This is a genomic window from Phocaeicola sp. (genome assembly GCF_057861905.1).
This window is the reverse complement of the sequence record NZ_DBMACV010000037.1, coordinates 1-26,249: the sequence shown is the minus strand read 5'-3', so window position 1 is coordinate 26,249 and position 26,249 is coordinate 1. Positions and strand designations below refer to the sequence as shown.

Here is a 26,249-nt window from a genome sequence, read left to right as displayed (position 1 = left end):
ATATTAATGTCTAAATTGCATACAAGTAGTACGTTCATTCGGAGCAAGGCGCAACATTATGTTGTCACCTTGGTAGAATTGTACGTTCTTCAATCTATCTATAAATTCTTTATTCTTACCAGACGAGCTGACACTGCACTCTATTCGTGTAATTGTGATGGACCGGCTTTTAGGATCGGCTTGCCATTTTCCTGTATAAGTACCGTTTTCTATGCTGCCTTGCACCGTACCGTCTTCACCAAATGTTATACTAAATTTATTGATAACTTTCAAGTCCTCCGGTTTTGTATATGTTGGCTGTGCGTTGGCATTATAGTTGTTCCAGTCTATTCCTGTATAGTAATTTACCAGTTGCCACTGTCCGCTTACAAAGATCTCGTTGATGTCATCTTCCTGATTGCAGCCTGCAAACAAGAAAGGCAAGGCAAGCAATAATATACAGACTCCGTATGTTTTTAATTTTTGTTTCATCTTATACCATTTCGTTTTAATAAAGCATCAATCGTCGGCTCTTGTCCTCGGAAGCGTTTGTAGAGCACCATGGGATGTTCTGTTCCTCCCTTCGACAGAATATTGTCGCGGAAAGATTGTGCCACTGTTTGGTTGAAGATACCTTTTTCCTTGAAAACAGAGAATGCATCTGCATCAAGCACTTCAGCCCACTTGTAACTGTAATATCCAGCCGAATATCCTCCCGACATAATATGCCCGAATTGAACCGTCATACAAGTGTCTTCTATCTGAGGTAATAATTGCGTACGTTTCCACGCTTCGTGTTCATATTTACGAACGTCCCCTTCGAAGGTCTCTTTTCGGGTGTACCAAGCCATATCAAGCAGCCCGAAACTTATTTGTCGCAAGCATGCATAGGCAACATTGAAGTTGGATGCATCTATAATGCGTTGCAATAATTCCTCTGGAATAGGTCCATTTGTCTGGTAGTGACGTGCAAATGTATTAAGAAAATCTTTTTCAATTGCAAAGTTTTCCATAATTTGCGATGGAAGCTCTACAAAATCCCAATAAACATTTGTTCCGCTCATACTTTTAAACCGAGTATTGGCAAATATGCCATGAAGTGCATGCCCGAATTCATGAAGAAAAGTATTGACTTCCGAGAATGTCAGCAGTGCTGGCTTATCAGGTGTCGGTTTGGTAAAGTTCATGGTTACGGAAACATGAGGACGACTATTGGTGCCATCGGCTTCTATCCATTGTTCCTTGTAGCTTGTCATCCAGGCTCCCGAACGTTTGCCGGCACGAGGATGAAAGTCCGTATAAAGTACAGCCAGGTAACTACCGTCTTTATCGTATACTTCATACGCTTGCACATCCGGGTGATAAACCGGAATGTTTTTATTTTCCTTGAATGAGATGCCGTACAAGCGTGTTGCAAGTCCGAAAACTCCTTCTTTCACACGGCTAAGTTCGAAATAAGGGCGCAGTATTTCTTCATCGAAATTGAATTTCTCATTCTTCAGCTTTTCTGAGTAGTATGAGAAATCCCACGGCATCAGTTTGAAATCATCACCTTCCAACTTCCTGGCAAGAGCCTCCACTTCGGCTACCTCTTTGTGGGCAGTCGGAGTATATGCTTCTAAGAGCTGATTGAGTAGCCGGTATACATTGTCGCTGTTTTCTGCCATGCGTTTACGCAGTGCGTAGTCTGCATAATCCTTGAAACCGAGCAACTGGGCAAGTTGCATACGTAAGTTTACCAGTTGTTTTACAATTTCCTGATTATTCTGTTCATTATCGTGCATGCACTGCGTGTTGTAAGCCATGTAAAGCTCCCGTCGCAAATTACGGTCATCACAATATTTCATAAAAGGTACATAGCTGGGTGCCTGTAAGGTGATAACCCATCCGAACTTGCCTTTCTCTTTAGCCGTATGTGCGGCTGCTTCTATGGCACTTTCCGGAAGCCCTTTCAATTGTTCTTCCGAGTTAAGTATGAGTTCGTAGTTATTCGTTTCCTTTAAATGATTTTGTGAAAAGCGAAGCGTCAGTGTACTCAGTTCCGTGCTGATTTTTCGGAATGTTGCTTTATCTTTTTTCGACAGGTTAGCACCATTGCGGACAAACCCATCGTAAGTTTTTTCCAGCAGTCGTCGTTCTTCGTCTGTAAGTTCCAGTGTATTTCTTTCATCGTAAACAGCCTTGATGCGCTTGAATAAATCTTCATTCAAGCTAATATTGTTGCTATGTTCAGAAAGTAAAGGCATCATTTTTTCAGCGATTGCTTCCAGCTCATCACATGTTTCAGCACTCATCAGGTTAAACATCACTGTAGTAACTCGTTCCAACAGTTCACCCGACTGCTCCAGTGCCAATATTGTATTGTCGAATGTCGGCTTTTCCGAGTTCGTAACAATAGCATTTATTTCTTCATCTTCCTGATTTATTCCTTCACGGATAGCCGGTTCGTAATGAGCCAGAGCTATTTTATTAAACGGAACGGTTCCATGAGGAGTATTATAAGGTTGTAAAAATGGATTTTCCATGAATAATTTCTTTTTGTTTTCTTTATAATGACTAAGCGCTTCCATGCTTGGTATTTCGATAACTCGGCGGCTTAAACGGATTATTCCTTCATTCTTTAGTTCGTTCAGTACTTTTGAAACATTTATCCGGGTATCGTCTATCTGTTCAGCAAGATCTTCCATGCGAATCTGAAGTTTCTTTTCTCCGGTAGGAGTGATACATCGTAAAAGCATAAAGTTTACGATTTTGTCCAGCGTATCACTGGCATGCGGACTTCTTAGCTTCCGGTAAATAGTTTGTGCCCGGTTACTCAGCATGTTCAGATAATTAAGCTGAAAAATCTCATACTTGTTAAGTTCCGATAAAATATAAGCCTTGTCGATAGTTACAGCATTTACATTTGTATGAGCATAATATGATGCCGTATATTGCGGATACATGCCAAATAACGAATAAGGCTCAATAATCTGCGGACTTTTTAATGTTTCATGGATTGTATAATGATATGTCTGGTCTGCCGACTCAGCGCGTGTTTCGCCTTGTAAAATGAAAATGATATTGTTGCAATAATCACCTTGTTTTACAATGCAACTTCCTGCTGTATACTTCTGAAAATGCAATCTAACTTTTTCCAGTATAGCAGTAAAGTCTTCCTTGCATAGTCCTTGAAACAGAGGAAGCAATAAAAGCTTATCGTACATAGTGCTCTGCATTGACATTTAACTTTATTAAGTTATATTTTAACGTACAAAAATAGCGAATATTTTGGATGTATTTTTGCCTTTTACCTTTTTTATCGTTTATTTCCGTCTGATAATGTTTGCTTGCTTTCTTGTAATATGGCTATTTTTGCATAACTTTGTGTTATATTTTATTTTTAAATAATATGGGAAGTTTGAATTTTCAAGAACTGATAAGTGCATTTATCGTATTGTTTGCTGTAATCGATATAATAGGTGCTGTACCGATTATTCTGGATTTAAAGCAAAAGGGACGTGCTGTAAATGCGGTACAAGCTACATTGGTAGCATCAGCTTTGTTACTGGGATTCTTTTTTGCCGGCGATATGATGCTGAAGCTGTTTCAGGTTGATATCGCTTCGTTTGCCGTAGCAGGTGCTTTTGTTATATTTCTGATGTCATTGGAGATGATTCTTGATATCGAGATATTTAAGAATACGGGACCGATAAAAGAAGCTACATTGGTGCCTTTGGTCTTTCCGTTGCTTGCAGGTGCCGGTTCGTTTACTACTTTACTGTCGCTTCGTGCAGAATATGCAACCATCAATATTGTGATAGCTTTATTGCTGAATATGGTGTGGGTGTACATTGTACTGAAGATGACCGACCGTATCGAACGTCTGTTGGGTAAAGGTGGTATTTATATCATCCGTAAATTCTTTGGAATTATTCTTCTTGCCATTTCCGCACGTTTGTTTACAGCCAATCTGACATCGTTGATTGATCAGTTCCAACAGTTAAAATAATAAAATCAGGCACAGGGTTATGTAGGAGAGAGGACTACACTTGTGCCCGATTCTTTTTAGGGACAGAATTTATTATTTCCGTATTTCTCCGCTTCCGATACATAGATGAGCATCACTGTCGTAAATCACTCCAAACTGTCCGGGAGCGATACCTTGCACGCTATCTTTACTTTCGATATAACATGTTCCATTATCAAAGACAAGATTTCCTTTCTGAAAAGTATCGGTATGACGAATCTTAAAACGGATTTCCTGTTCTGTACCTGTGGTCCACGGATTGTCTGTAATGAAATGGAAGTCAACAAGCCGGAATTTGTGTCCGTATTGTTGTTCCGTATCAGCTCCGTGTGATACATATAAAATATTGTTTTCGGTATCTTTATCTACAACGAACCACGGTCCACCACCCAGTCCCAGACCTTTGCGCTGTCCGATTGTGTGAAACCAGAAGCCCCGATGCGTACCGATTTCCTTGCCTGTTTCCAGTTCGACGATAGTTCCTGTTTTTTCTCCCAAGAAACGTCTGATAAAATCATTATAGTTTATTTTTCCGAGAAAACAGATTCCCTGACTGTCTTTACGTTGTGCGCTGGGTAGTTTTGCTTGAGTTGCTATTTCCCGTATCTGCTGTTTCATGTAGCTTCCCAGTGGAAACCACAGTTTCGAAACTTGCAGATAATCGATTTGTGCCAAAAAATCAGTCTGGTCTTTTATCGGATCTTTGGCCGTAGCCAGCCAGGTCTTTCCGTCTATCAGGCAAGTAGAGGCGTAATGTCCGGTAACGATTTTATCGTAAGCATATCCGGCTTTCTGTTCGAAACAGCCAAACTTAATCAGCTTGTTGCACATCACGTCTGGATTAGGAGTAAGCCCCCTGCGGACCTTTTCTATGGTATATGCTACGACATTATCCCAGTACTCTTTCTGGAGGTCGATGATGTTCAGTTTCAGTCCATAGCGATGTGCAGTAGCTGAGGCAAGTTCAATATCCTCTTCTGCCGTACAACTAAGTTCGTTGTCGGTATCCATCCCTATCTTGATATAAAATAAGTCGGGTTTATATCCCTGTTCGCAGAGCAAATGTACGGCTACGGCACTGTCTACTCCGCCTGAGATAAGTGCAGCTATATTCATATTCGTTTGTTATTTGCTGCAAAGATACGCTCTGCCGTTCTTTTTATAAATACCCTATTTAGGGTATTTTGTCAGATTCCTATCTGCCGTACAGTTTGTCTATCAAGTCGCTGCGTCCTATTTTCTTCAGTTCACTGATAATGGCGCGTCGTTCTTCCGGCTTATACCAGAAGAAAAACATGCGTTGTGCCAGCTTTTCTTTCTGACTCTTTGCCGAAAAGACAGGTTCCAGTGTATAAGGATGATAACCGGTATACCATGCTTCTGTGGCTACAGTCATCGGGGTAGGAGTGAAGTCCTGTACCTGTTCCAGATGGAAGTCCAGCCGTTTGGTGATAACAGCCAGTTCGGCCATATCCTCTTCCGTACACCCCGGATGACTACTGATGAAATAAGGAATGATTTGCTGGCGCAGGTTTAGTTCTTTATTGATCCGGTCGAAGATACGTTTGAAGCGGTAGAACTGTTCGAACGGCGGTTTGCGCATGATATAAAGCACCCGGTCGCTGGTATGCTCAGGAGCCACTTTCAAACGTCCGCTTACGTGGCGTGCTATCAGTTCTCTCGTATATTCGGCCGTACTTTTATTTACTTCCGGATCTTTGCTTTCGTGCAACAGCAAGTCGTAACGTACTCCACTACCAATAAAGCTCTTCTTTATTTGGGGGAGCGCATCGACCGCATGATAAATATCCAGCAACGGACGATGGTCTGTGTTCAGATTTGGACAAACTTTCGGATGAATGCACGACGGGCGTTTACACCGGCGACACATCCGCTCGTCGCGTCCGTGCATGGCATACATGTTTGCCGACGGACCACCGAGGTCACTTAAATATCCCTTGAAGTCGGGCATTTCCGTAATGGCTTTGACCTCTTTCAAAATACTTTCCTTGCTTCGGCTTACGATAAACTTACCCTGATGTGCAGAGATGGTACAAAAAGCACATCCCCCAAAGCATCCCCGGTGAATGTTGACCGAGAATTTTATCATATCGAACGCCGGAATTCGTTTCCCTTTATATTTAGGATAAGGCAAACGCGTATAAGGCAGGTCGAACGACATATCGAGTTCTCCCTGCGTCATGGGCGGATAGGGAGGATTGACTACCACCACTTTATTATCTACTTCCTGATAGATGCGGGCAGCTTCGTATTTATTTGATTCTTCTTCTATGTGTCGGAAGTTCTGAGCCTGCTTTTTCTTATCTTTCAGACATTCTTCGTGAGAGAAAAGACGCAAATCGTTTTCTTCAGGCACGAACTGAGATTTCCGGCAGAGATAAGCCGTCTGCAACAAATCGTGCGGCAACACATTTTCATCCTTCAGACGCTTGCACAAATCGGTGATAGGTTTTTCTCCCATACCATAAATCAGCAAGTCGGCTCCCGATTCAATCAAGATAGACGGACGAACCTTATCCACCCAGTAGTCATAATGCGTCAACCGTCGCAAGGAAGCCTCTATACCACCTAAAACGACAGGAACGTCGGGATAAAGTTTCTTCAGAATTTGAGTATAAACAATGCTTGGATATTCCGGACGCATATCGTGTCGTCCGTCGGGAGTATAGGCATCCTCACTGCGCAAGCGCTTGTTGGCAGTATATTTGTTCACCATACTGTCCATACATCCAGCCGAAACGCCGAAAAACAGTCGTGGTCGTCCCAGCTTCTTGAAATCGCGTAAGTCATCGCGCCAGTTAGGCTGCGGCACGATAGCCACTTTCAGCCCCTGTGCTTCCAGCATACGTCCGATAACGGCAGCACCAAACGAAGGATGATCTACATACGCATCGCCACTGAACAAGATTACATCCAGTTCATCCCATCCTCTCAATTCCACTTCTTTTTTGGTTGTAGGCAACCAGTCTGTCAGTTTATACTCTTTCAAATTTCAACGTTTTTAGTTACTTGCAGTCTTGCTACATTAATATATACTCTCTTTCCTGAACAAGATTAGAGCTTGTTTAAATTTCCCAATAAGACTCTTAACATACTTTCTTCTTCAGATTTTCCAGCCCGATATGCAGAAGCCGGCAGACAAGAAAACCCTTTAAAAGCAGGTCTGTATAAAATTTAAACAAGCTCTTCCCTATGTTTATTCTTCTTCTTTTTCTTCCTCTTTCTCTTCTTCCTCCGCCTTTTCGTTTTCCCACTTGATATAAAGCAGAATTAACTGGTGAAGTCCGAACGCTTTCATATTGTTATGGTAAATAACATCAATGCAAAGATCCAGCAAGTCCTTGCAGTTTTCGGTTTGAGAAGCGATGAGCGAGCGCACATTCAACTTCAGTTTGTCAAGAACCGATTCATCAACAATTCCATTGCTGTCTATCAATTGTTGGAACAAAGCATATTTCTCAATGGTTTTCAGATGCTCTTCCGATATTTCCATACTACGTGTGCCAGAGGCATTTGTCTGTATTGTGTACATAGTCTTGATTAAATTTTAACGTTTACATGAGCAAAGGTAAAAAATTAAATGAATAAAGAGTCATGAACACAAAAGAATTTGTTGCCGTTCTGTATAACCATTTCATTATTTCGCTTCAAAAAAGTTGAGCATCGCTTTCATGATATGTGTTCGCTGCTCGGCTTTCATGATGCTTTCAAAGGGAAATCCCAGTACAAAAGTACGGTAAGCCCCTTTATATGCCACTCCGGCGCATTGATTACCTTCGGTATAGCTGAATACCGGAAAAGCCTGACCGACAGGAAGAAGACAGTCGGGCGCAGGTACGGCATATGTCTGTTCGTTGGCACTGCGAGGTATCTGAAAGCGGATGTTTGTACCGAAAATTTCTCCCGAACGCATTTGCTTCATGCTTCCTCCGTAGGTATACTTCAATACATTACCGGTAAAATTGGTATCTCCCAGTTTGTTGCCGATGTAAGAACCGCTTACAAATAAATTTCCTCCGTTGCGGCAATATGCAGTAAGAGCTTGCTGCATGCGTTTGTTCAAGGGGCTATTTTCTCTTCCATAAATCAGATCGACCATGTAATATGGGCTTAAATCCGTAGAGCCACTTTCGAGCGTTTCACTGCTACACGATACAAATGAATACCGTCCAGCCATCTGAATAGTCTTTCCATGTACAAACGGATAGTCGAATGTATTTCCGGCAATCTGCATGCCTTCCAGTTCATTGCCACTATACCCCAGACCATCAGCTGTTTCTATGCCGGCTTTGGTACGGTTAAAGTTTTGCTGATAACCACAGAATGCCGTTGTGCTGATGTAAGGCAACCCCGGATCGGACTGAATATCGAAACCCTGCATCATCAGCGTATTCATCGATTCCGGTCCGCAAGTACGGTGGAAAGCATTTACAATCAGTACCGTTCCTTTACTTCTCTTCGCCTTGTAAGCCGAAAGAATTTCCGAAGGGAAACTTTCGCCGCCCTTATTGACGGCAGTAACCTTGAAGCTGTAAATCAGACCCGGTTCTATTTTGGCTGTAAAACTGGTTCCTTTTACATACGTACCATTGTCGAAGCCACCGTATCCGATGCGCGTATACACTACATATCCCTGCGCTTTTGCCGTAGATTCCAATGGGTCTTCGGTAGGAGTCCAGCGCAGTTCGAATGTATTTTTCTTCTTTCCTTCGCTGATGGCGAAATGGCTTACCGGCAACGGCTGAACCGTATAACTGCTGTGATGCATTTCTGCGAGGTATTTCAAGATTGATTTGTATACCGACCGGGCTACTGTAAACTTGAAATCCGGTTCATAACCCAGCTTCAAATCGGCAAAATTCTGATGCGAAAGCGTTTCGAGTATCATCGAGGGAACAGCCGGCAGTCGAGTTTCACTATAATTCCGGTTCCACATGCTGCGGCGTGCCCATTGTATGCCAAAGCGGGAACTGATATCCTTTTGGAGTCCGGTCAGCACCATATCCGTCAGGTCACGCGACGTATAACGCGAAACTCCACTGTTTACCTTACCGTCGTTGAAATCTGTTGTATAGATGCCCAGTGAGCCGACCAGTGCGTCGTCAGTCTTGAAGCCGGCATCACTGTGCATGGCGAAAGTCAGTTCGAAAGGAACCTTCAGTCCTTGTTCTGTAGGATTGTATACCGAACCGCCACTCAGGTAGTTCGTCATCAGCGACCGTGCATTGATGTCGTCGTTATAATCGTTTTCACCTTTACTCTTGCTGTACACTTCGTACGGCATACCGGCCCATTGTCCCCAGTAACGAGCTCCTTCCAGATAGCGTGGAACTCCGCTGACGTTTCCGCCACGGATGATGTTTCCCATGCCCCCTCCAAAGCGGACGGCATCGGCACAAACCACACCTTTCTGCGAACTTTCATTACTTAGTACAACCATACCGTAGTCATTTGTTCCTTTGTCGAACTCGAATGTGCCTAAATAAACCCAGGTCCCACCACCCATTTGCTGGTTCACCTTAAATTCGGTAACCCCTCCTTTGTGGAAAATCAGGTATTTAGCATCGGAAACACTCTCGGGCAGTGTCTGATAACTGACATAGACAGCATATTTTCCGGTTTCGGGAATGTTGGGAATCCATTCGGCAAAAGCTTTTTCCGGCTTCGACTGGGTAGGAATAAATCGCACCGTACCGTCGCGGAACGGATTGTAATTGTCGGGATACCGGAGATACTTCTGTGCAAATCCGGGTTGTGAGGTAGTCTTCCACACATATTTTTTCTTGTCGTTCTTTTCGAAATACCGGCTGCCGGGAGTACACGTATTGTTGTCTACCACCACTTCATTTTTCTGCCAGTCGCGTTCACGTGGTGTGAAGACCACCGCTCCTGCATTTTCGAGCATCGGAATTAGATAAGGAACTACAATAGACTGCGTGTATAAGTCCTCGGTAGTACCGAACAGACGCGGACGCTGCCAGCGCCATTCGTTGCGGTCGTTCTTGTAAAACTTCCCATGACTTTGCCATACGGCGATATGGCGGTCCTGCAATCCCTGACTGACTTTAAAAGGTTTTGAGATATTCTGCGTCCATGCATCCCCTTTGTATTCTATTTTACCGTACAAGCGACTCTTGTCTTTTCCCTTTTTACGCATGAAGTTGGGAACCAGATTCTCAATGGGCTGACCGTCGGCATAAAGAGTAATTTGATAATAATTGACCGGGCCTGGCAGCAGTTGCTTGAGTGAGCGGTAAATGGCTTGTGTATTTTCTTCGGTAAACGGCTGGTAGCCGAAATTATCGTTAGCATATACCTGTAAGGTCTTGTGCTCATGGTCGACTGTAAAATGATCGAGCTTGCACTTACCGATATGGGCATAACTCGTCTGATAGTTTGTAAAATAATCTGTCAGTCGTTGTTCGATGTTCTTTTCCAGACTTTGAGCATACAGATGTCCTGCTGCCCCCAATAGCAGGCAGATATATACAAGAATAATTTGTTTCATAATGTAAGTTTTTATATCGAGGGACAAACTTACGGAAAATCTCTGGAATAACCTTATGAAATGTAAGAAATGAGGTAGGATGATTTAACGTTGAGGCTGTTATGTTATTATTATGTTATAGAGTAATGTTAACCTAAAAGTAGTGAAAGCACATTTTATTCTTCCACAATCCATTTTTCTATTCCTCTTGTTGCCTTGCTGAAGTTTACACCTATTTTAAATACCTTCTTAAAATCTGTAGCAAATGGTACAGCATATTGTTTATCGTTTATCTGTGTCAGGGCTTCTTCTGCAGTTCCATCGAGTTTGAACTCCATGACATAGATATACTTGTCGGTTTTTATTACCATATCAATTCTGCCGTTTGAGGTGTGGTATTCGGCTTGTGTATAAAATCCTAAAAGTTTAAAGACGATAAACAATACGTTCTGATAGTGCAGCTCGAGATCTCTGGCTATTTCATAGGGCGTATCGGCAAAAAAACTTTTCAGTCGTTTCATGAACGACTCGACATCACCTTTGCGGACATCTTTCACGAAACTCATTATTTCGAACGAGGGATTGCCTGTTTCAAGATGTGCATAGTTGGAAAGTAAAAACTTTGTAAATCCTTCTTCCACTTCTTTATTAGGAAACCCTAACGAATATACTTGAAACTCCTTGTCATATCCTTTTATCGTGAGATAGCCACTTTGGTATAATATAGGCACAGGATTGCTGTTCATTGTGTCTATGCCTCCCAAAGAATCGGCCGAAGCCATTTCTTCCGTCAGCCGGTAAAGGTTATATTTGCTCTGTTTCAAAAGTTCGATAAGAAAGGTAGGAGTGCCCGTTTCAAACCAATAACTTCCGAATTTCATTTTTGCAAAGGTATTCAGAATGCTGAACGGATTGTATATATCGTCGCTGTATTCTACAAAGTGGTATCCGTCGTACAGCTTTTTGAGCGTAACTTTCGTCTCCTCTTCACTCAGCTCGTTTTTCTTGCCAAGCTCTCTGATGTCATCTTTGAAGTAATGATGAAGTTCTTTTTCCGTAATGCCGCAAATATTGGCAAATCTGTCATCGATGGATATATCCATCAGATTGTTTAAGTCGCTGAATACACTGACTTTGCTGAACTTGGTTACTCCGGTCAGCATTGCAAACTTTATATATTTGTCGCAACTTTTCATGGCTCCGTAGAATGCTTTCAGCGTATTCCGGTAGTCATTGAGCAGGTCTTCGTTTCCTATTGCTTGTAGCATTGGTTTGTCGTATTCATCGATAAGTATAACGACGTTACGTCCGGTTACTGTACTGATTTTTTCTATGATATACGAAAATCTTTCTTCCGGAGAGCGTTCCCGCTTTTCATCTCCATATATGTCTTCCCACTTTTCGAGGTGCTGATTTAGAATTTCAGCGATAGAGGCTTTGTTTTCGTATTTCTTTGTATTAAGATCGAAATGTAAAATAGGGTATTCCAGCCATTCTTTTTCGAGTGTTTCAATAGCCAGATCTTTGAACAGCTCCTTTTTCCCTTGGAAATAAGCTTCCAGAGTAGATATCAGAAGACTCTTTCCGAACAGTCGGGGACGACTCAGAAAATAGTATTTACCACTGCTTACAAGCTGATAGACAAGTTCGGTCTTGTCGATGTAGTAGTAATTTCCTTTACGTATCTCTTCAAAGTTTTGTATACCTACCGGATAATTCCTTTTCATTGTAGCACAAACGAATTGGTGAAAGATGACATAACCATTATGTATCTTTACAAAGATACTGATTTTTTGCTTCATTTACCAAATAACCTGTCGGGAGATTCCAAAAACCTCACGGCGTTTCAGAAATAATTTGTACAAAAGAAAAAATTTTTTGTACAAAAAGCAATTGGAATTTGTACAAAACAGCAGAGAAACGTGCTGACGGATAGAAAAAACAAAACGTTCCGTGCCGAACAATTACACGAAACGTTTCTTATGAAGACCATACATTGTCAATCAATATTGCCTAAATCGAATTTGTGGGGATGTCTTCCCTTGAAATCTTTGAAGTACAGTTTGATTTCACGCATGTCCTTGTCTATGTCCCCGCTGGGCATGATGTACTTTTCGGCGGTGATACATTTCTTTTCATAATCGATGCCGATCAGTACGATAGGAATGTTTGCACCCAGTGCAATGTAGTAGAATCCCTTTTTCCAGTTCGGGTTGGGAGAGCGGGTTCCTTCCGGCGTAATGGCAAGATGGAACTTGTCGCTTGCCTTGACCTGCTTGATGACCTGGTCTACCAGCGAGGTATGTTTGTCGCGGTGTACGGGTATTCCTCCCATCCAGCGGAACAGGATGCCGAGCGGAAAGAAGAACCATTCCTTTTTCATCATGAATCCCGACTCGCGTCCTACGGCACTGATGAACAGTTTGCCGATAATCAAATCCCAGTTGGTAGTATGCGGGGCTGCACAAATGATGCATTTGTCGAAATCCGGGACGGAAACTTTGGCTTTCCATCCCAGTATCTTATAGTAGATAAAGCTGCAAATGGCTTGTTTCATGCTCCTTATTTACCCAGTTCTTCCAGTTTTTTGAAAATAGCTTCCGTGCCGTTGTTGAAGTCTTCTTTCAGTTTTTTGTAGAAACCTTTTACGTTTCCCGGTTCAGTATGGCTGATACGGCTGATGATGTCCTGGCGCAGATTGACTGCCTGAAGGAACAGTTTGCTCAGTTCTTCACGGTTTTCATCCTTTGCATTCATGCTTTCTACGATACACAGACCGGCTACGAGGTCGGAAATATAGTTGACATTCTTTTTTAAATTTCTTCTACTAGCCATAGTTTTATTGTTTTATTGGGTTAATAAAATAGATTGATTACGGGGTAAAGATAACATTTTTTTTGCATACGTTTTCATATTTCCGAAAAAAAGGCGAAATTTGCGCATACTGAAATTTATACACCTTATATAAATTAAAAACAATTATGACAAAAAGTGCATTACAAATTGCAAGAGCTGCTTATCAGCCAAAACTGCCTAAGGCATTGAAAGGTGCTGTAAAGGTACAGGAAGGAGAACCTACACAGTCGGTTGCCGATCAGGAAGCAATCAAAAAATTGTTCCCGAACACTTACGGCATGCCGTTGATCAAGTTCGTTGAAGGAGAAGCTAAGGAATATGCTCCTATGAACGTGGGAGTTATTTTGTCTGGTGGCCAGGCTCCGGGCGGACACAACGTTATCTCTGGTCTGTTCGATGGTATCAAGAAACTGAATCCTGCAAACAAATTGTATGGTTTCATCTTGGGTCCCGGCGGATTGGTTGACCACAAATATATGGAATTGACTGCCGATATCATCGACGAATACCGTAACACGGGTGGTTTCGATATTATCGGTTCTGGCCGTACAAAGCTGGAAAAAGAAGATCAGTTCGAAAAAGGTTATGAAATCCTGAAGGAACTGGGCATCAAGGCTCTGGTTATTATCGGTGGTGATGACTCTAATACCAACGCTTGTGTATTGGCTGAATATTATGCTGCCAAGAACTATGGTATTCAGGTTATCGGTTGTCCGAAGACTATCGACGGCGACTTGAAGAACGACATGATTGAAACTTCATTCGGTTTCGATACTGCTTGTAAGACTTATGCTGAAGTTATCGGTAACATCGAACGTGACTGTAACTCTGCTCGTAAGTACTGGCACTTCATCAAACTGATGGGACGTTCTGCTTCTCACATCGCTCTGGAATGTGCTTTGCAGGTTCAGCCTAACATCTGTATCATTTCTGAGGAAGTTGAAGCTAAGAACATGTCTTTGGATGACATCGTTACTTATATCGCTCAGGTTGTTGCCGACCGTGCTGCTGCTGGTAACAACTTCGGTACTGTATTGATTCCGGAAGGTTTGATCGAATTTATCCCGGCTATGAAGCGTCTGATCGCTGAACTGAATGACTTCCTGGCTGCTAACGGTGATGAATTCAACAGCATCAAGCGTTCTAAACAGCGTGATTATATCATCAGCAAGCTGAGTCCGGAAAATGCTGCTATCTATGCTTCTCTGCCGGAAGGTGTTGCTCGCCAGTTATCTTTGGACCGCGACCCGCACGGAAACGTTCAGGTTTCTCTGATCGAAACTGAAAAGCTGTTGTCTGAAATGGTTGGTACTAAGCTGGCTCAGTGGAAGGAAGAAGGCAAGTATGTTGGTAAGTTCGCTGCTCAGCACCATTTCTTCGGTTACGAAGGACGTTGCGCTGCTCCGTCTAACTTCGATGCTGACTACTGCTACTCTTTGGGTTACACTGCATCTATGCTGATTGCTAACGGTAAGACTGGTTATATGTCATCAGTTCGTAACACTACTGCTCCTGCTGCTGAATGGATTGCAGGTGGTGTGCCTATCACAATGATGATGAACATGGAACGTCGTCACGGTGAAATGAAACCGGTTATCCAGAAAGCTTTGGTTAAACTGGATGGTGCTCCGTTCAAAGCTTTTGCTGCTCAGCGTGAAACTTGGGCTAAGGAAACTGATTATGTATATCCGGGTCCTATCCAGTACTTCGGTCCGTCTGAAGTTTGCGACCAGCCGACTAAGACTTTGCAGCTTGAACAAGCTAAATAATAACTCCTTATAGGAAAGAAATCTGTCATTGCCTTCTCTGTCTGCCTTGGCAGACGGAGAGGTGCAGTGACTATTTTTTAATGTAACGATATAAACCTATGACAAAAGAACCGCCCATAACGGTGGTAAACAAGCCTCGTAAAACTGTATCCCGCAAGCGGACGGGTTCTTCTTCGCCGAAGGTTGCTTCGGGTGGACAGAAGAGAAGGACAAGACGCGGCAGGGATCGAAAGAAGATAGCTCGTAAATGGGAAGTTCCATCGTGGATATATTATATTCTGATGGGAGGGGCTGCTGCATTACTGGTCATCGGGTTTTATTATTTCTTTATTCGTCCTTATGCATACAGATGGAAACCTTGTTACGGAACAAAGGCGTATGGCGTATGCCTTCCTTCAGGGTATCGGGTGCATGGGTTCGATGTTTCTCATCATCAGGGAGCGATAAACTGGGCTGTGTTGAGTAAAACGCAGTTTACTCCTTTCCCTATTCGTTTCGTTTTTCTGAAGGCTTCCGAAGGCGGAGATTTCAGCGATACGACGTTTGTTCATAATTTCGATCTTGCGCGGCAGTACGGTTTTATCCGTGGAGCTTATCATTTTTATAATCCTAAAACGGATGCTTCGCGGCAGGCAGATTTCTTTATTCATTCGGTTCAGCTGGAGCCGGGGGATCTTCCTCCTGTACTCGATATAGAGAAGCGGGGTGATGATGACGACCGCTTGCGGAAGGATTTGTTGATCTGGCTGCGAAAGATAGAACAGCATTATAAGGTGAAGCCTATTCTTTATACATCCTATAAGTTTAAGACTCGTTATCTGAACGATTCCATCTTCAATACTTATCCGTACTGGATTGCTCATTATTATGTAGACTCGGTAGAATATAAGGGACAGTGGAAGTTCTGGCAGCATACCGATGCCGGTACCTTGCCGGGTATCAAGGAGCAGGTGGACCTGAATGTGTTTAACGGTACACTGGAGGAACTGAAGCAGATGACGATTCCTGTTTCAAGAAAAAACGATAAATAAGTTTCTGTTTAAGAGTTGTTTTTGCGTTTGCGAAGCTCTTCGGCAAGGCGGTACTGGATGGCTGCTTCCATTTCTTTTCCGGCTTGTGTAAGTGCGTCGCCAAAACATTCGTGTGCTCCAGCGTGCTGAGGCTTCAGGGTGGTGGCTTTGTCGAGGTCGGCAAGGGCTCCTTCTGTGTTTCCTGTGTGAAGACGCAGCTTTCCGCGGTTGTAAACGGTTTTGAATTCCATCGGGCGCAGGCGGACAGCTTGGTCCAGACAGGCTTCGGCTTCGTTTATGCGGTCGGCGTTGAACAAAGTAACTCCTTTGCGTACCCACGCATCGGCATAGTCGGGATAGAGTTCGATGGCCTTGTCGTAATTGGCGAGTGCTGCACGGGTATCGTGCATGTGCGTGATACACTCGTTGCCCATCAGGTAGTACTCCTTGGCGTATTTCTGTAAGTTTTTCTGTTGCTCCTGCATTTGTTCCTTCAGGCGTTTGTTGTCTTCACGCAGTTTGTTGATGATGCCGAGCTTTTTCCGGATGAAACGTTGCTGAAGAGGTTTCTCTATGTCGTAACGCGAATGGATGGCTTTGAAGAACTGGTTGAGGAATTCTTCGAAGTTACCTTCGTCGAATGCTTTGACGGCTGCTACATATTGTATGTCGGCTTGTGCCTGTTTCATAGCACGGTCGATAGCCTGCTGGTTGTTGAACCGTTGGGCGAAGGCTACTATTTCGGGACGTACGAAGATGTCGCCGCGGGTTATCTCGCGTTTCAGGCAGATGCCTTCGAGCGAGGTGCAGCGACTCAGTGCCACGTATGCCTGACCGCCGGCGAATACTCCGCCGGTAAAGTCGATGACTACCCGGCTGAAAGTAAGTCCCTGACTTTTGTGTATGGTAATGGCCCATGCCAGTCGGATAGGGTACTGGGTGAAGGTTCCCAGTTCTTCTTCCTCTATTTTCTTCTCCTGTTCGTTGTAACGGTAGCGGATGTTGCTCCAGCTTTCACGGCGGACATCGAACTCCTTGCCGTCTTCGGTAATGACGTATATGATTCCGTCGGCATCGATGCCGGAAATGGTTCCGATGGTGCCGTTTACCCAGCGCTTGTCCGGATCGTTCTTGATGAAGATGATTTGCGCCCCGGGCTTGATGGTCAGTTCCATAAGGGTAGGAAGACTGCTTTCGGGAAACTCGCCGTGAATTTCTCCTTGCAGGGTGACAGCCTCGCCGGGAAGCTCGGCAAGGCGGCGGTCGTTGATGTAGTCTACATTGTCGCGACGTGTGGCAAGAGTGATGTACATGTCGTTTTCGTTTGCCTTTATCGGGGCATTGTAGCGTGTATTCAGCAGTTGAAGATCGGCTGCCCCTGCTGTGTTGGTGCGGATATGGTCGAGTACGTTAACAAAGACCTTATCGGTCTGGCGGTAAACTTTCGTCAGTTCGATGGCTACCAGCTCCATTTCGCGGAACACACGTGCGGAAAAGAAATAGGGGTTGGGGTAGAAGCGGTTGATGATTTCACGTTCATCACTCTTTACAACCGGCTCAAGCTGGAAGGCATCGCCCACCAGCAGGAGTTGTTTCCCGCCGAAAGGTTCGCGCATGTTTTGTGAATATACACGCAGTACCTTGTCGATGAAGTCGATGATGTCGGCGCGTACCATGGAAATCTCGTCGATGATGACCAGTTCGATGTTCTTGATGAGCTTGCGATGGTCGGACGAATACTTCAGAAAACTGTGCAGTTTTCCTCCTTTCAGGCTGAAATTGGGATCGTCGGGCAGCAAGGGGTAGAAGGGAAGCTTGAAGAAACTATGAAGGGTACTTCCTCCTGCATTGATGGCTGCGATGCCTGTAGGGGCAAGTACTACAAACTTCTTTTTGGTTATCTGGCATACATGTTTCAGAAAGGTGGATTTACCGGTACCGGCTTTTCCGGTCAGGAAAACCGACTGGCGGGTGTATTGTATGAGTTTTAATGCATTCTGGAACTCTGCGTTGTCGGTATCTATCGGGGTATATGCCATAAATGAAACTGATTTGCAGACAAAGATACATAAAAAAAGCGGTCGCTTGCGCAACCGCTTAGTTGATTATTTACAACGCCTCTCGGCATTTATCAGATTCTCTCTCAAAGCTGAAGCATTTTCAGCGTTCAGCTTGTTTTTACTTGCTGATTTTATCATTCAGCATTACGTAACCCCAGATCATTGGATCTGCATTTACGATCTTGTGAAAAATGTTTTTTACCTTTTTCATAATGTTATCCTTTCTTTTTTAGTTAAACATTAAATAATACCTAAAAACTTTACCTAAAAACTCTCCGGCGAGCCTCACGGTCGGCCTTCGATCCTTTTTCAACCTTTAACCTTAAAAATCTATTCTAAATTAAGTCTAGTATTTATCTTTTATTTATTATCCTCTTTTGTTTTACACTGCAAATATACGGGTTATTTTAATATGAAATATGTTTTATAGCATATTTATTGCGAAAAGTGCTTCTTTTTTGACCTATATCAAAAAAGTGCTTCCTTTGGTAACTTCCTTGTAACATGCGTGAACATTTCGGAGGGTAAAATGGAAACTGAGGGGTAAGGATGGATGGGAGAATAGGAAGGAGTATGCTTTATATATAATAGGTGTAATTCTTGTGAAACCGAAACAAATCTGTATTCTCTTTATGCTATTAGGCAGATTTTGTGTACTTTTGCGACTTCAATAATTAAACAAAGCTAAAATCAATGAAAAAACCATTCTTATTAGTTCTTTTTATGTGCTGTTTGGCGGGAGTAGCAAAGGCACAGAACATCCAGTTGCATTATGATTTAGGACGTGCCATGTACAACTCGCTGTCGGATCGTCCGTGGGTTACCACTACCGTTGAAATGTTTAAGGCAGACAAATGGGGTAGTACTTATTTCTTTGTCGATATGGACTATACGGATAAAGGTGTAGCTTCTGCTTATTGGGAAATCAGTCGTGAACTGAAGTTCTGGAAGGCTCCTGTTTCGGCGCATGTGGAATATAACGGCGGATTGAATTATATCAATAATGCGTTCTTGGGTGGTGCTGCATATAACTGGAACAGTGCTGACTTCTCGCGTGTGTTTGGCTTGCAAGTATTATATAAGTATATTCAGAAGAATGATAAGCCCCATAACTTTCAGTTGACGGGTACTTGGACAATTAACTTCTGCCAGAACAAATTTACTTTCAGCGGATTTGCTGACTTCTGGCGTGAAAAGCATTTCGATGTTCACGGAAACGAACATAACTATATTTTTATAAGTGAGCCTCAGTTTTGGGTGAACTTAAATAAGTTTAAGCATGTGAACGATGATTTGAACCTGAGTGTGGGTACGGAATGGGAGCTGAGTACGAATTTTGCTACGCGTAACGGATTCTATTATATCCCGACTCTGGCTATGAAGTGGACTTTTTGATAAGTATTTCTAATTTTATAGTATTATGTTAGAGAAATTGTTTGGCTTCGACCGGAAAGTGACTCGCGTGCGTACCGAAATATTGGCAGGTATCACTACTTTCCTGACGATGGCCTATATCCTTGCAGTGAATCCGAATATCCTGAGTGCGACGGGGATGGATAAAGGAGCGCTGTTTACGACGACGGTAATAGCTTCGGCTTTTACGACTTTGCTCATGGCATTTTATGCCAAACTGCCTTTTGGACTGGCTCCAGGTATGGGGCTGAATGCCTTTTTTGCTTATACGGTTTGTTTGACTTTGGGTTACTCGTGGCAGTTTGCGCTGACGGCTGTGTTGCTTGAAGGAATTATCTTTATCCTGCTGACTATTACAAACCTGCGTGAAAAGATTGTGGATGCCTTGCCTGCTACGCTGAAAAATGCGATTGGAGCGGGTATAGGTTTGTTTATTGCTTTCTTGGGTTTGCAGAATGCTGGTATTATTGTGAACAATGATGCTACTCTTATTTCGCTGGGCGATATTACTTCCGGTTCTGCGCTGCTGGGTATCATCGGTTTGCTGATAACTTCGGTCTTGCTGGTTAAACGGGTACGTGGTGCGCTGCTCTTTGGTATTTTGCTGACAACGGTTATCGGTATTCCAATGGGGCTGACGCATATTAATGGTATTGTAAGTGCTCCTCCTTCTATCGAGCCTATTTTCTTCCAGTTTCAGTGGGAGCATATCTTTACTAAGGAAATGGTAATTGTGGTATTTACTTTCTTGTTTGTGGATATGTTTGATACAATCGGTACGCTGGTTGGGGTAACAACAAAAGCTGGTATGGTGACCAAAGACGGTAAGATTCCTCATCTGAAGCAGGCTTTTCTGGTCGATGCCATAGGTACTACCGTAGGTGCCATGCTGGGAACCAGTACCATTACAACTTTCGTGGAGAGTGCTTCGGGAGTCGGTGAGGGTGGACGCAGCGGCCTGACTGCTTTTGTTACGGCTGTCTGTTTCTTACTGGCTTTGTTTCTGGCTCCTTTCTTCTTGGCTGTTCCGGGAGCTGCTACGGCTCCGGTGTTGATTTTGGTAGGACTGATGATGATGTCGTCTATCAAGAAAGTTGACTTGACAGAGTATTCGGAAGCTATTCCGGCATTTATCTGCATTATTTTCATGCCGCTGGCTTATAGTATATCAGATGGTATCGTGCTGGGTATGATTAGTTATGTGCTGATTAACTTGTTGTGTGGTAACTATAAGAAGCTGACTCCGGCAATGTATATTCTGTCGGTTATCTTTGTGTTTAAGTTCTTTATGTAGCAAATCTTTCCTGTCTGTTTAAGGAAAATTGTAAATTGACATATAAAAAAGCATGTGAAACGAGTCTTGGAACTTGTTTCACATGCTTTTTTATTGTTTTGTGCACCGAGAAGATTGTGGCATTTATCGGGGGATGATGGTTGGATGTATGGAATAGAAATTGGTCTATTGTTTGTTTATGCCAGATGACTCTCGATATATTGCATGATTTCTACTTTCGAGTCGGGATGAAACCAGGCTATGTCTGGATCACGTTTAAACCAAGTAATCTGCTTGCGTGAGTAAATACGTGAATTTTGTTTGATTTTCTCTATGGCGAAAGGTAATTCCCATTCTCCGTCGAAGTACTTGAATAACTCCTTATATCCTACGGTATTCAGAGAGTTCAGGTGACGGTATGGGTAAACTTTACGGGCTTCATCCAAGAGTCCTTCCTCCATCATGATATCTACCCGGCGATTTATGCGGTCGTATAGTTCTTCTCTATCTCGTTTCAGACCGATTTTCAAGATATGAAACGGGCGTTCCTTTTTAGTTTGTGTGCGAAAAGAAGTATAGGTCTTGCCCGTCATATAGCATATTTCCAGTGCATGTATTACACGTTTTGGGTTTTTCTGGTCGACGATATTATAATATTCCGGATCGAGAATCTTTAGTTCTGCACACAATCTGTCCAGACCTTCCTGTTCATACCGTTCCAGCATAAGCTGACGTGTTTCGTTGTCTACGGTAGGAATATCGTCTATTCCCTTGCATACGGCATCGACATACATCATAGAGCCTCCCGTAAGTACTACAACTGGTTTTTCCTTGAATAGTTCTTCCAGTTTTTTCAAGACCTCGGTTTCATATTGAGCTGCACTATAATAGTCGTTCAGTTGTAATGTCCCGACAAAATAATGTGGAACACGTGCCAGTTGTTCCGATGTGGGAGCTGCTGTTCCTATTTTCAGGTCGGCATAAAGCTGGCGTGAGTCTGCTGAAATAATAGAGGTGTGGTATGTTTCGGCTATCGACAGGCTTAAATCTGTTTTTCCGATGCCTGTTGGCCCTATCAGTACAATCAGTGTTGGTTTACTCATACTTTGTCGTTCTGGCATATTAAGAAAAAGGAGGAAGAACCTCGTCGATAAACTTTCTGTTCGAGATTGTTCCTCCTCCGGCTGATGGAAAACATGGAATGTGCTTCCCATCTGATATTTATTATTGGATTAATATTTGTCTTCGTCGTAAGGATTGCCTCCACCTCCTTGCATGTCGAAACCTTCAGGGTCGAAGTCTTCCATGTCGAAATCTTGGTCGCCGTAGAAGTTTTCGTCCAGATCGAGAGAAGTGTTGGTATTCATCTGTTCGTCGAAATCGATAGTTTGTTTAGGAGGATTACCTTCCTTGCGTGAACAAGTTGCATGTTGTAAGTCCTTGCCTGTGATGATTTCCGATAACTCTATGAAGAATACACGTTCGGCCAGTGGGTCGAATACGTAAAGTAATTTCTGCTTTTCGTCTTCCAGCAACTCGTTCAGCGGAGTATCTTTCATTACAAATGTATCCTCTTCTGAACTTCCGTTGCCCATATCTTCCAACGTAATCTCGATTTCTTTTTCCCAGTCATCATCACAGATGAAGAAAGAGGTCATCTGATCGTCTTTATAACCAGTACATTTTAATATAGCTTCGTGTAAATCGTAAAATGAAGCTTCTGAGTCGATTTTTATTTCTCTCAAGAAATCATCGACTTCGTCGGATATGATTCTGAATTTGTATACCATTGTCTTTATTGTTTAGTATTTTCATTGATGTGGTAAAGATATAAAAATTTCTTTATCGGATGATTCCTCTTCCCGAATTTTCAATGAAAGAAACAATATATTCAATTTCCGGAGTCATGGGGACTTCTTCACGGATTTGTTGCAAGGCATCACTTACATTCTTTCCGCTGTTGTAAATAATGCGGTATGTATTATGTATATTCTCAATCAGTTCGTTTGAAAATCCGCGACGACGCAGTCCTACAATATTGATTCCGCTGTATGCAATAGGTTCACGACCGGCAATAATGTAGGGAGGGATATCTTTGCTAAAACGGCATCCGCCTTGAATCATGACATATCCTCCTACACGGCAAAACTGATGCATCAGAACATTTGCACTAACAATTGCATTGTCGTCAATGATGATTTCTCCTGCCATTTTGGTTGAGTTTCCAATGATACATCCGCTTCCCACAGTTGCGTCGTGGGCTACGTGTACGCCTTCCATAAGCAGGTTATTGTTGCCTACAATTGTTCTTCCTTTTGCAGCCGTGCCTCTGTTGATTGTTACATTTTCACGGATTGTATTGTTGTCTCCTATTTCGGCAGTTGTTTCTTCTCCACGGAATTTTAAATCTTGCGGAATGGCTCCGATGACTGCTCCTGGGAAAATGCGATTATTGTTTCCGATACGTGAACCATATAAGATGTTTACATTGGGCATAATTGTGTTATTATCGCCTATCACTACATTCTTATCGATAAACACAAACGGACCTATTTCTACATTTTCTCCTATTTTAGCTTCTGGATGTATGTATGCTAATGGGCTGATCATATTTGTATAATGAAGAATTAAGTATTAAGGGTATAAATTGGGGATGAAGAATTAAGTTGGCTGTTAATTCTTCATCCTATATTTCAATAATATAATTGTTCTATTGGTTTTTAACTATTTGTGCCATGAATTCTGCTTCACAGACAATTTTCTCACCTACAAAGATATAACCTTTCATAGTCGAAATTCCGCGTCGTATCGGGGCCATCAATTCTACACGGAAAATCAATGTATCTCCTGGTACTACTTTCTGACGGAACTTTACATTATCTATTTTAAGGAAGTAGGTAGAATATTTTTCCGGATCGTCCAGCGAGTTTAATACAAGCAGACCTCCTACTTGTGCCATTGCTTCTACTTGAAGAACTCCCGGCATGACAGGTTCTTTGGGGAAATGACCGACAAAGAATGGTTCGTTGGATGTGACGTTCTTTACTCCAACGATATGATTGGCTCCAATTGCTATCACTTTATCTACCAACTGGAATGGGTAGCGGTGAGGAAGTAGCTCACGGATACGGTTTACATCCATTATGGGAGCTTCGTTGCAATTGTATACAGGTGCCTGAATTTCATGCAGGCGTATTTCTTTACGTATTTGACGTGCGAATTTGTTATTGATGGTGTGTCCTGGACGAGTTGCAATGATGCGTCCTTTTATCGGCTTACCTATTAATGCTAAGTCGCCTATAATGTCGAGAAGTTTATGGCGTGCTGGTTCGTTCGGCCATACCAATGGAATGTGATTGATATATCCTAACTGACTTGCATCCATATGAGGAACGCCCATAACATCGGCAAGCTTGTCGAAGTTTTCTTGTGTCATTGGTTTTTCGTAGATAACAATGGCATTATCCAAATCGCCGCCTTTGATTAAGCCTGCATTGAGCAGGGGCTCTATTTCCCGAACAAATACGAATGTGCGTGCAGATGCTATCTCGGTAGGGAAGTCTGCCATATTCTCCAGTGTAGCATACTGGTTGGTTAGTATCTGTGAATCGTATGAAATCAGTGTATTAACGCTGAACTTGTCGTCGGGAAGTACTGTGATGGATGAGCCTGTTGCTTCATCACGGAACTCGATTTTTGATTTGATGATATAGAAGTCTTTAGGAGCATTTTGCTCTTCTATGCCTACACGCTTAATGCATTCTACGTATGCTTTGGCACTTCCATCCAAAATCGGGAATTCCGGACCATTGACTTGTATTAAACAGTTGTCTATTCCTGCAGCATAAAGTGCAGCCATGGCATGTTCTACGGTACTTACTTTTACCCCGTTCTTGGCCAGAACTGTACCGCGGGTTGTGTCAACTACATTTTCAGCAACAGCATCAATGACTGGCTGATCATCTAAATCTATTCGCTGAATCTTATACCCGTGATGTTCTGGGGCAGGATTGAATGTAACAGTTAGTTTGACTCCTGTATGAAGTCCTTTACCATTCAGTGAGAAACTGCCTTTTAATGTTTGTTGTTTCAACATGGGTTTATTTATTAAGTTGTTTTTTTAGTTCTTCAATTTCCTTTTGTAGTCGGCCTAATTCAGTATACATATCGGGAAGTTTCTTGAATATAGCAGATGAACGTGCAAACTGTTTGGGCTCAATAGCAGGATATCCCATCAGGGTGCTGCCTGATTTGGTATTTCCTGGTATGCCGGATTGTGCACCGACTGTTACATGATCTCCTATTTTTATATGTCCGGCTATACCGACTTGTCCGCCGAACATACACCATTCTCCGATTTTTGCAGAACCGGCTACGCCACCTTGTGAAGCCATAACAGTATGACTTCCGACCTCTACATTGTGTGCCAATTGAATCAGATTATCGAGCTTTGCTCCCTTATGAACGATTGTTGCTCCCATTGTAGCACGGTCTATACATGTATTGGCTCCAACCTCTACATTGTCTTCAATGATGGTGATGCCAATTTGTGGAATTTTCTCATAGCCTTCCGGCGAGGGGGCGAAACCAAATCCATCGGCTCCTATAACTGCTCCTGCATGAATGATACAGTTATTTCCGATACGGCAGTCATGGTATATTGTAACTTGTGGGTATAAAGTGGTATTTTCTCCTATTTTGGCATGAGAGCCGATGGTGACATGAGGATGTATGTATGAGTTGTCTCCAATTTCAGCTCCGTCTTCGATGCAAGCAAAAGGACCTATATAAACATTATTACCGATTTTTGCTTTCGGAGAAATAGAAGCTAAAGGATCGATACCTGTTTTTTTAGGTTTGCTCATTTCATATAAAGTCATCAGTTTGGCAAGACTTTCATAAGCATTGTCCACTTTGATAAGAGTAGCTTTTATTTCATGCTCCGGTTCAAAGTCTTTATTGACCAATACAATGGATGATTGGGTATTATATATGAAATGTGTATATTTCGGATTGGATAAGAATGATAATGCTCCGGGAATGCCTTCTTCTATCTTTGCGAATGTATGTACGGTAGCATTTTCATCTCCTATAATCACTCCTTGGATATATTCTGCAATTTGCTTGGCTGAAAACTCCATAATTGATTCTTTTGTTCTTTTTTACTTTAATTGTTCTGCTTTTTTGCATGTCTTTAAATGACATACGTGTTGTTAATTATGCAAATTACGTGTTTTTTTTTTATATATCCGTGTAAAATTCCAAATATTTACGTGAGTTCGGGATAAGAAAGTATCTTTAAAAGTTGGTAATCACCGAATTATTTTGTATATTTAAGTCTAACAAACAATTAATTACAAATTAACAACAAT

20 protein-coding genes and 1 pseudogene are annotated in these 26,249 nt (G+C 42.5%); 5 read left to right on the top strand and 16 right to left on the bottom strand.

Translation table 11 applies throughout. From position 1 onward, the window contains the following. Positions 1-3: 3 nt before the first annotated feature. From ACZM60_RS08640 to ACZM60_RS08630, 3 genes and pseudogenes are all read right to left on the bottom strand, one after another. Positions 4-471, bottom strand: coding sequence for a DUF4847 family protein (locus tag ACZM60_RS08640; protein ID WP_489521292.1), 468 nt, complete (start codon positions 469-471; stop codon positions 4-6). Then, positions 468-2,504 carry a M3 family metallopeptidase gene (locus ACZM60_RS08635; RefSeq protein ID WP_489521295.1) on the bottom strand — a complete coding sequence of 679 codons (2,037 nt, stop codon included), beginning with the start codon at positions 2,502-2,504 and terminating at the stop codon, positions 468-470. Before ACZM60_RS08635 ends, ACZM60_RS08640 begins: the two co-directional genes overlap by 4 nt. 39 nt (positions 2,505-2,543) lie before the next feature. Then, positions 2,544-2,717 (bottom strand): annotated as a pseudogene (locus ACZM60_RS08630) (helix-turn-helix domain-containing protein); the annotation flags it as partial. Positions 2,718-3,370: 653 nt separating this feature from the next. Between ACZM60_RS08630 and ACZM60_RS08625 the strand changes: the two are divergent. Beyond that, positions 3,371-3,970: a MarC family protein gene (locus tag ACZM60_RS08625; RefSeq protein WP_021970307.1), complete on the top strand. Its 600-nt coding sequence runs from the start codon at positions 3,371-3,373 to the stop codon at positions 3,968-3,970. 72 nt (positions 3,971-4,042) lie between these two features. Here ACZM60_RS08625 and mnmA read toward each other — a convergent pair whose 3' ends face one another. The 7 genes from mnmA to ACZM60_RS08590 form a co-directional block, all read right to left on the bottom strand. After that, positions 4,043-5,104 (bottom strand): tRNA 2-thiouridine(34) synthase MnmA, encoded by a 1,062-nt coding sequence (gene mnmA, locus ACZM60_RS08620; RefSeq protein WP_489521291.1) that lies wholly within the window; start codon positions 5,102-5,104, stop codon positions 4,043-4,045. Positions 5,105-5,183: 79 nt separating this feature from the next. Next, the gene (locus tag ACZM60_RS08615) at positions 5,184-6,998 is read right to left on the bottom strand and encodes a YgiQ family radical SAM protein (RefSeq protein WP_489521290.1); all 1,815 of its coding nucleotides are present in this window, start codon (positions 6,996-6,998) and stop codon (positions 5,184-5,186) included. A gap of 207 nt (positions 6,999-7,205) precedes the next feature. Continuing rightward, a complete protein-coding gene (locus ACZM60_RS08610; RefSeq protein ID WP_489521289.1) occupies positions 7,206-7,541 on the bottom strand; it encodes a DUF8442 family protein in 336 nt (111 codons plus the stop codon). Between the two features lie 105 nt (positions 7,542-7,646). Beyond that, a complete protein-coding gene (locus ACZM60_RS08605; RefSeq protein WP_489521288.1) occupies positions 7,647-10,517 on the bottom strand; it encodes a golvesin C-terminal-like domain-containing protein in 2,871 nt (956 codons plus the stop codon). A 155-nt stretch (positions 10,518-10,672) separates the two neighbouring features. Continuing rightward, positions 10,673-12,223 (bottom strand): ATP-binding protein, encoded by a 1,551-nt coding sequence (locus ACZM60_RS08600; RefSeq protein ID WP_489521287.1) that lies wholly within the window; start codon positions 12,221-12,223, stop codon positions 10,673-10,675. A 272-nt stretch (positions 12,224-12,495) separates the two neighbouring features. Beyond that, on the bottom strand, positions 12,496-13,053 hold the full coding sequence (locus ACZM60_RS08595; protein WP_022231627.1) for a 1-acyl-sn-glycerol-3-phosphate acyltransferase: 558 nt from the start codon (positions 13,051-13,053) through the stop codon (positions 12,496-12,498). A 5-nt stretch (positions 13,054-13,058) separates the two neighbouring features. Beyond that, a complete protein-coding gene (locus ACZM60_RS08590) occupies positions 13,059-13,331 on the bottom strand; it encodes a hypothetical protein (protein ID WP_340320129.1) in 273 nt (90 codons plus the stop codon). 146 nt (positions 13,332-13,477) lie between these two features. Here ACZM60_RS08590 and ACZM60_RS08585 point away from each other — a divergent pair, with 146 nt between their 5' ends. Further along, complete coding sequence (locus ACZM60_RS08585) at positions 13,478-15,121, top strand: diphosphate--fructose-6-phosphate 1-phosphotransferase (protein WP_022231625.1); 1,644 nt, start codon at positions 13,478-13,480, stop codon at positions 15,119-15,121. Between the two features lie 98 nt (positions 15,122-15,219). After that, positions 15,220-16,152, top strand: a complete 933-nt coding sequence (locus ACZM60_RS08580) for a glycoside hydrolase family 25 protein (protein WP_489521286.1) — start codon at positions 15,220-15,222, stop codon at positions 16,150-16,152. 8 nt (positions 16,153-16,160) lie between these two features. Here ACZM60_RS08580 and ACZM60_RS08575 read toward each other — a convergent pair whose 3' ends face one another. Beyond that, on the bottom strand, positions 16,161-18,170 hold the full coding sequence (locus ACZM60_RS08575; RefSeq protein WP_340320131.1) for an AAA family ATPase: 2,010 nt from the start codon (positions 18,168-18,170) through the stop codon (positions 16,161-16,163). Positions 18,171-18,884: 714 nt separating this feature from the next. On the opposite strand from ACZM60_RS08575, the gene ACZM60_RS08570 reads away from it, so the two are divergent. Together ACZM60_RS08570 and ACZM60_RS08565 are read left to right on the top strand one after the other, a co-directional pair. Continuing rightward, positions 18,885-19,586, top strand: a complete 702-nt coding sequence (locus tag ACZM60_RS08570) for a nucleoside-specific channel-forming Tsx family protein (RefSeq protein ID WP_021971312.1) — start codon at positions 18,885-18,887, stop codon at positions 19,584-19,586. A gap of 25 nt (positions 19,587-19,611) precedes the next feature. Then, positions 19,612-20,898 carry an NCS2 family permease gene (locus tag ACZM60_RS08565; RefSeq protein ID WP_021971313.1) on the top strand — a complete coding sequence of 429 codons (1,287 nt, stop codon included), beginning with the start codon at positions 19,612-19,614 and terminating at the stop codon, positions 20,896-20,898. A gap of 176 nt (positions 20,899-21,074) precedes the next feature. Here ACZM60_RS08565 and miaA read toward each other — a convergent pair whose 3' ends face one another. The 5 genes from miaA to lpxD all read right to left on the bottom strand — a co-directional run bounded on the left by miaA (position 21,075) and on the right by lpxD (position 26,018). Further along, entirely contained in the window at positions 21,075-21,980 is a 906-nt protein-coding gene (gene miaA / locus ACZM60_RS08560) for a tRNA (adenosine(37)-N6)-dimethylallyltransferase MiaA (protein ID WP_489521285.1), read from the bottom strand. Between the two features lie 129 nt (positions 21,981-22,109). Then, positions 22,110-22,667, bottom strand: coding sequence for an IS1096 element passenger TnpR family protein (locus tag ACZM60_RS08555; RefSeq protein ID WP_021971315.1), 558 nt, complete (start codon positions 22,665-22,667; stop codon positions 22,110-22,112). A 52-nt stretch (positions 22,668-22,719) separates the two neighbouring features. After that, entirely contained in the window at positions 22,720-23,487 is a 768-nt protein-coding gene (lpxA, locus tag ACZM60_RS08550) for an acyl-ACP--UDP-N-acetylglucosamine O-acyltransferase (RefSeq protein ID WP_021971316.1), read from the bottom strand. A gap of 100 nt (positions 23,488-23,587) precedes the next feature. Continuing rightward, positions 23,588-24,973 carry a bifunctional UDP-3-O-[3-hydroxymyristoyl] N-acetylglucosamine deacetylase/3-hydroxyacyl-ACP dehydratase gene (locus ACZM60_RS08545; RefSeq protein ID WP_021971317.1) on the bottom strand — a complete coding sequence of 462 codons (1,386 nt, stop codon included), beginning with the start codon at positions 24,971-24,973 and terminating at the stop codon, positions 23,588-23,590. Between the two features lie 4 nt (positions 24,974-24,977). Then, positions 24,978-26,018 (bottom strand): UDP-3-O-(3-hydroxymyristoyl)glucosamine N-acyltransferase, encoded by a 1,041-nt coding sequence (lpxD, locus tag ACZM60_RS08540; RefSeq protein WP_489521284.1) that lies wholly within the window; start codon positions 26,016-26,018, stop codon positions 24,978-24,980. Between the last annotated feature and the right edge of the window lie 231 nt (positions 26,019-26,249).

Coding starts and splice junctions, on each gene's coding strand:
- ACZM60_RS08640 (WP_489521292.1), bottom strand. CDS start 471: ATGAAACAAAAATTAAAAACATACGGAGTCTGTATATTATTGCTTGCC.
- ACZM60_RS08635 (WP_489521295.1), bottom strand. CDS start 2,504: ATGGAAAATCCATTTTTACAACCTTATAATACTCCTCATGGAACCGTT.
- ACZM60_RS08625 (WP_021970307.1), top strand. CDS start 3,371: ATGGGAAGTTTGAATTTTCAAGAACTGATAAGTGCATTTATCGTATTG.
- mnmA (WP_489521291.1), bottom strand. CDS start 5,104: ATGAATATAGCTGCACTTATCTCAGGCGGAGTAGACAGTGCCGTAGCC.
- ACZM60_RS08610 (WP_489521289.1), bottom strand. CDS start 7,541: ATGTACACAATACAGACAAATGCCTCTGGCACACGTAGTATGGAAATA.
- ACZM60_RS08605 (WP_489521288.1), bottom strand. CDS start 10,517: ATGAAACAAATTATTCTTGTATATATCTGCCTGCTATTGGGGGCAGCA.
- ACZM60_RS08600 (WP_489521287.1), bottom strand. CDS start 12,223: ATGAAAAGGAATTATCCGGTAGGTATACAAAACTTTGAAGAGATACGT.
- ACZM60_RS08595 (WP_022231627.1), bottom strand. CDS start 13,053: ATGAAACAAGCCATTTGCAGCTTTATCTACTATAAGATACTGGGATGG.
- ACZM60_RS08590 (WP_340320129.1), bottom strand. CDS start 13,331: ATGGCTAGTAGAAGAAATTTAAAAAAGAATGTCAACTATATTTCCGAC.
- ACZM60_RS08585 (WP_022231625.1), top strand. CDS start 13,478: ATGACAAAAAGTGCATTACAAATTGCAAGAGCTGCTTATCAGCCAAAA.
- ACZM60_RS08580 (WP_489521286.1), top strand. CDS start 15,220: ATGACAAAAGAACCGCCCATAACGGTGGTAAACAAGCCTCGTAAAACT.
- ACZM60_RS08575 (WP_340320131.1), bottom strand. CDS start 18,170: ATGGCATATACCCCGATAGATACCGACAACGCAGAGTTCCAGAATGCA.
- ACZM60_RS08570 (WP_021971312.1), top strand. CDS start 18,885: ATGAAAAAACCATTCTTATTAGTTCTTTTTATGTGCTGTTTGGCGGGA.
- ACZM60_RS08565 (WP_021971313.1), top strand. CDS start 19,612: ATGTTAGAGAAATTGTTTGGCTTCGACCGGAAAGTGACTCGCGTGCGT.
- miaA (WP_489521285.1), bottom strand. CDS start 21,980: ATGAGTAAACCAACACTGATTGTACTGATAGGGCCAACAGGCATCGGA.
- ACZM60_RS08555 (WP_021971315.1), bottom strand. CDS start 22,667: ATGGTATACAAATTCAGAATCATATCCGACGAAGTCGATGATTTCTTG.
- lpxA (WP_021971316.1), bottom strand. CDS start 23,487: ATGATCAGCCCATTAGCATACATACATCCAGAAGCTAAAATAGGAGAA.
- ACZM60_RS08545 (WP_021971317.1), bottom strand. CDS start 24,973: ATGTTGAAACAACAAACATTAAAAGGCAGTTTCTCACTGAATGGTAAA.
- lpxD (WP_489521284.1), bottom strand. CDS start 26,018: ATGGAGTTTTCAGCCAAGCAAATTGCAGAATATATCCAAGGAGTGATT.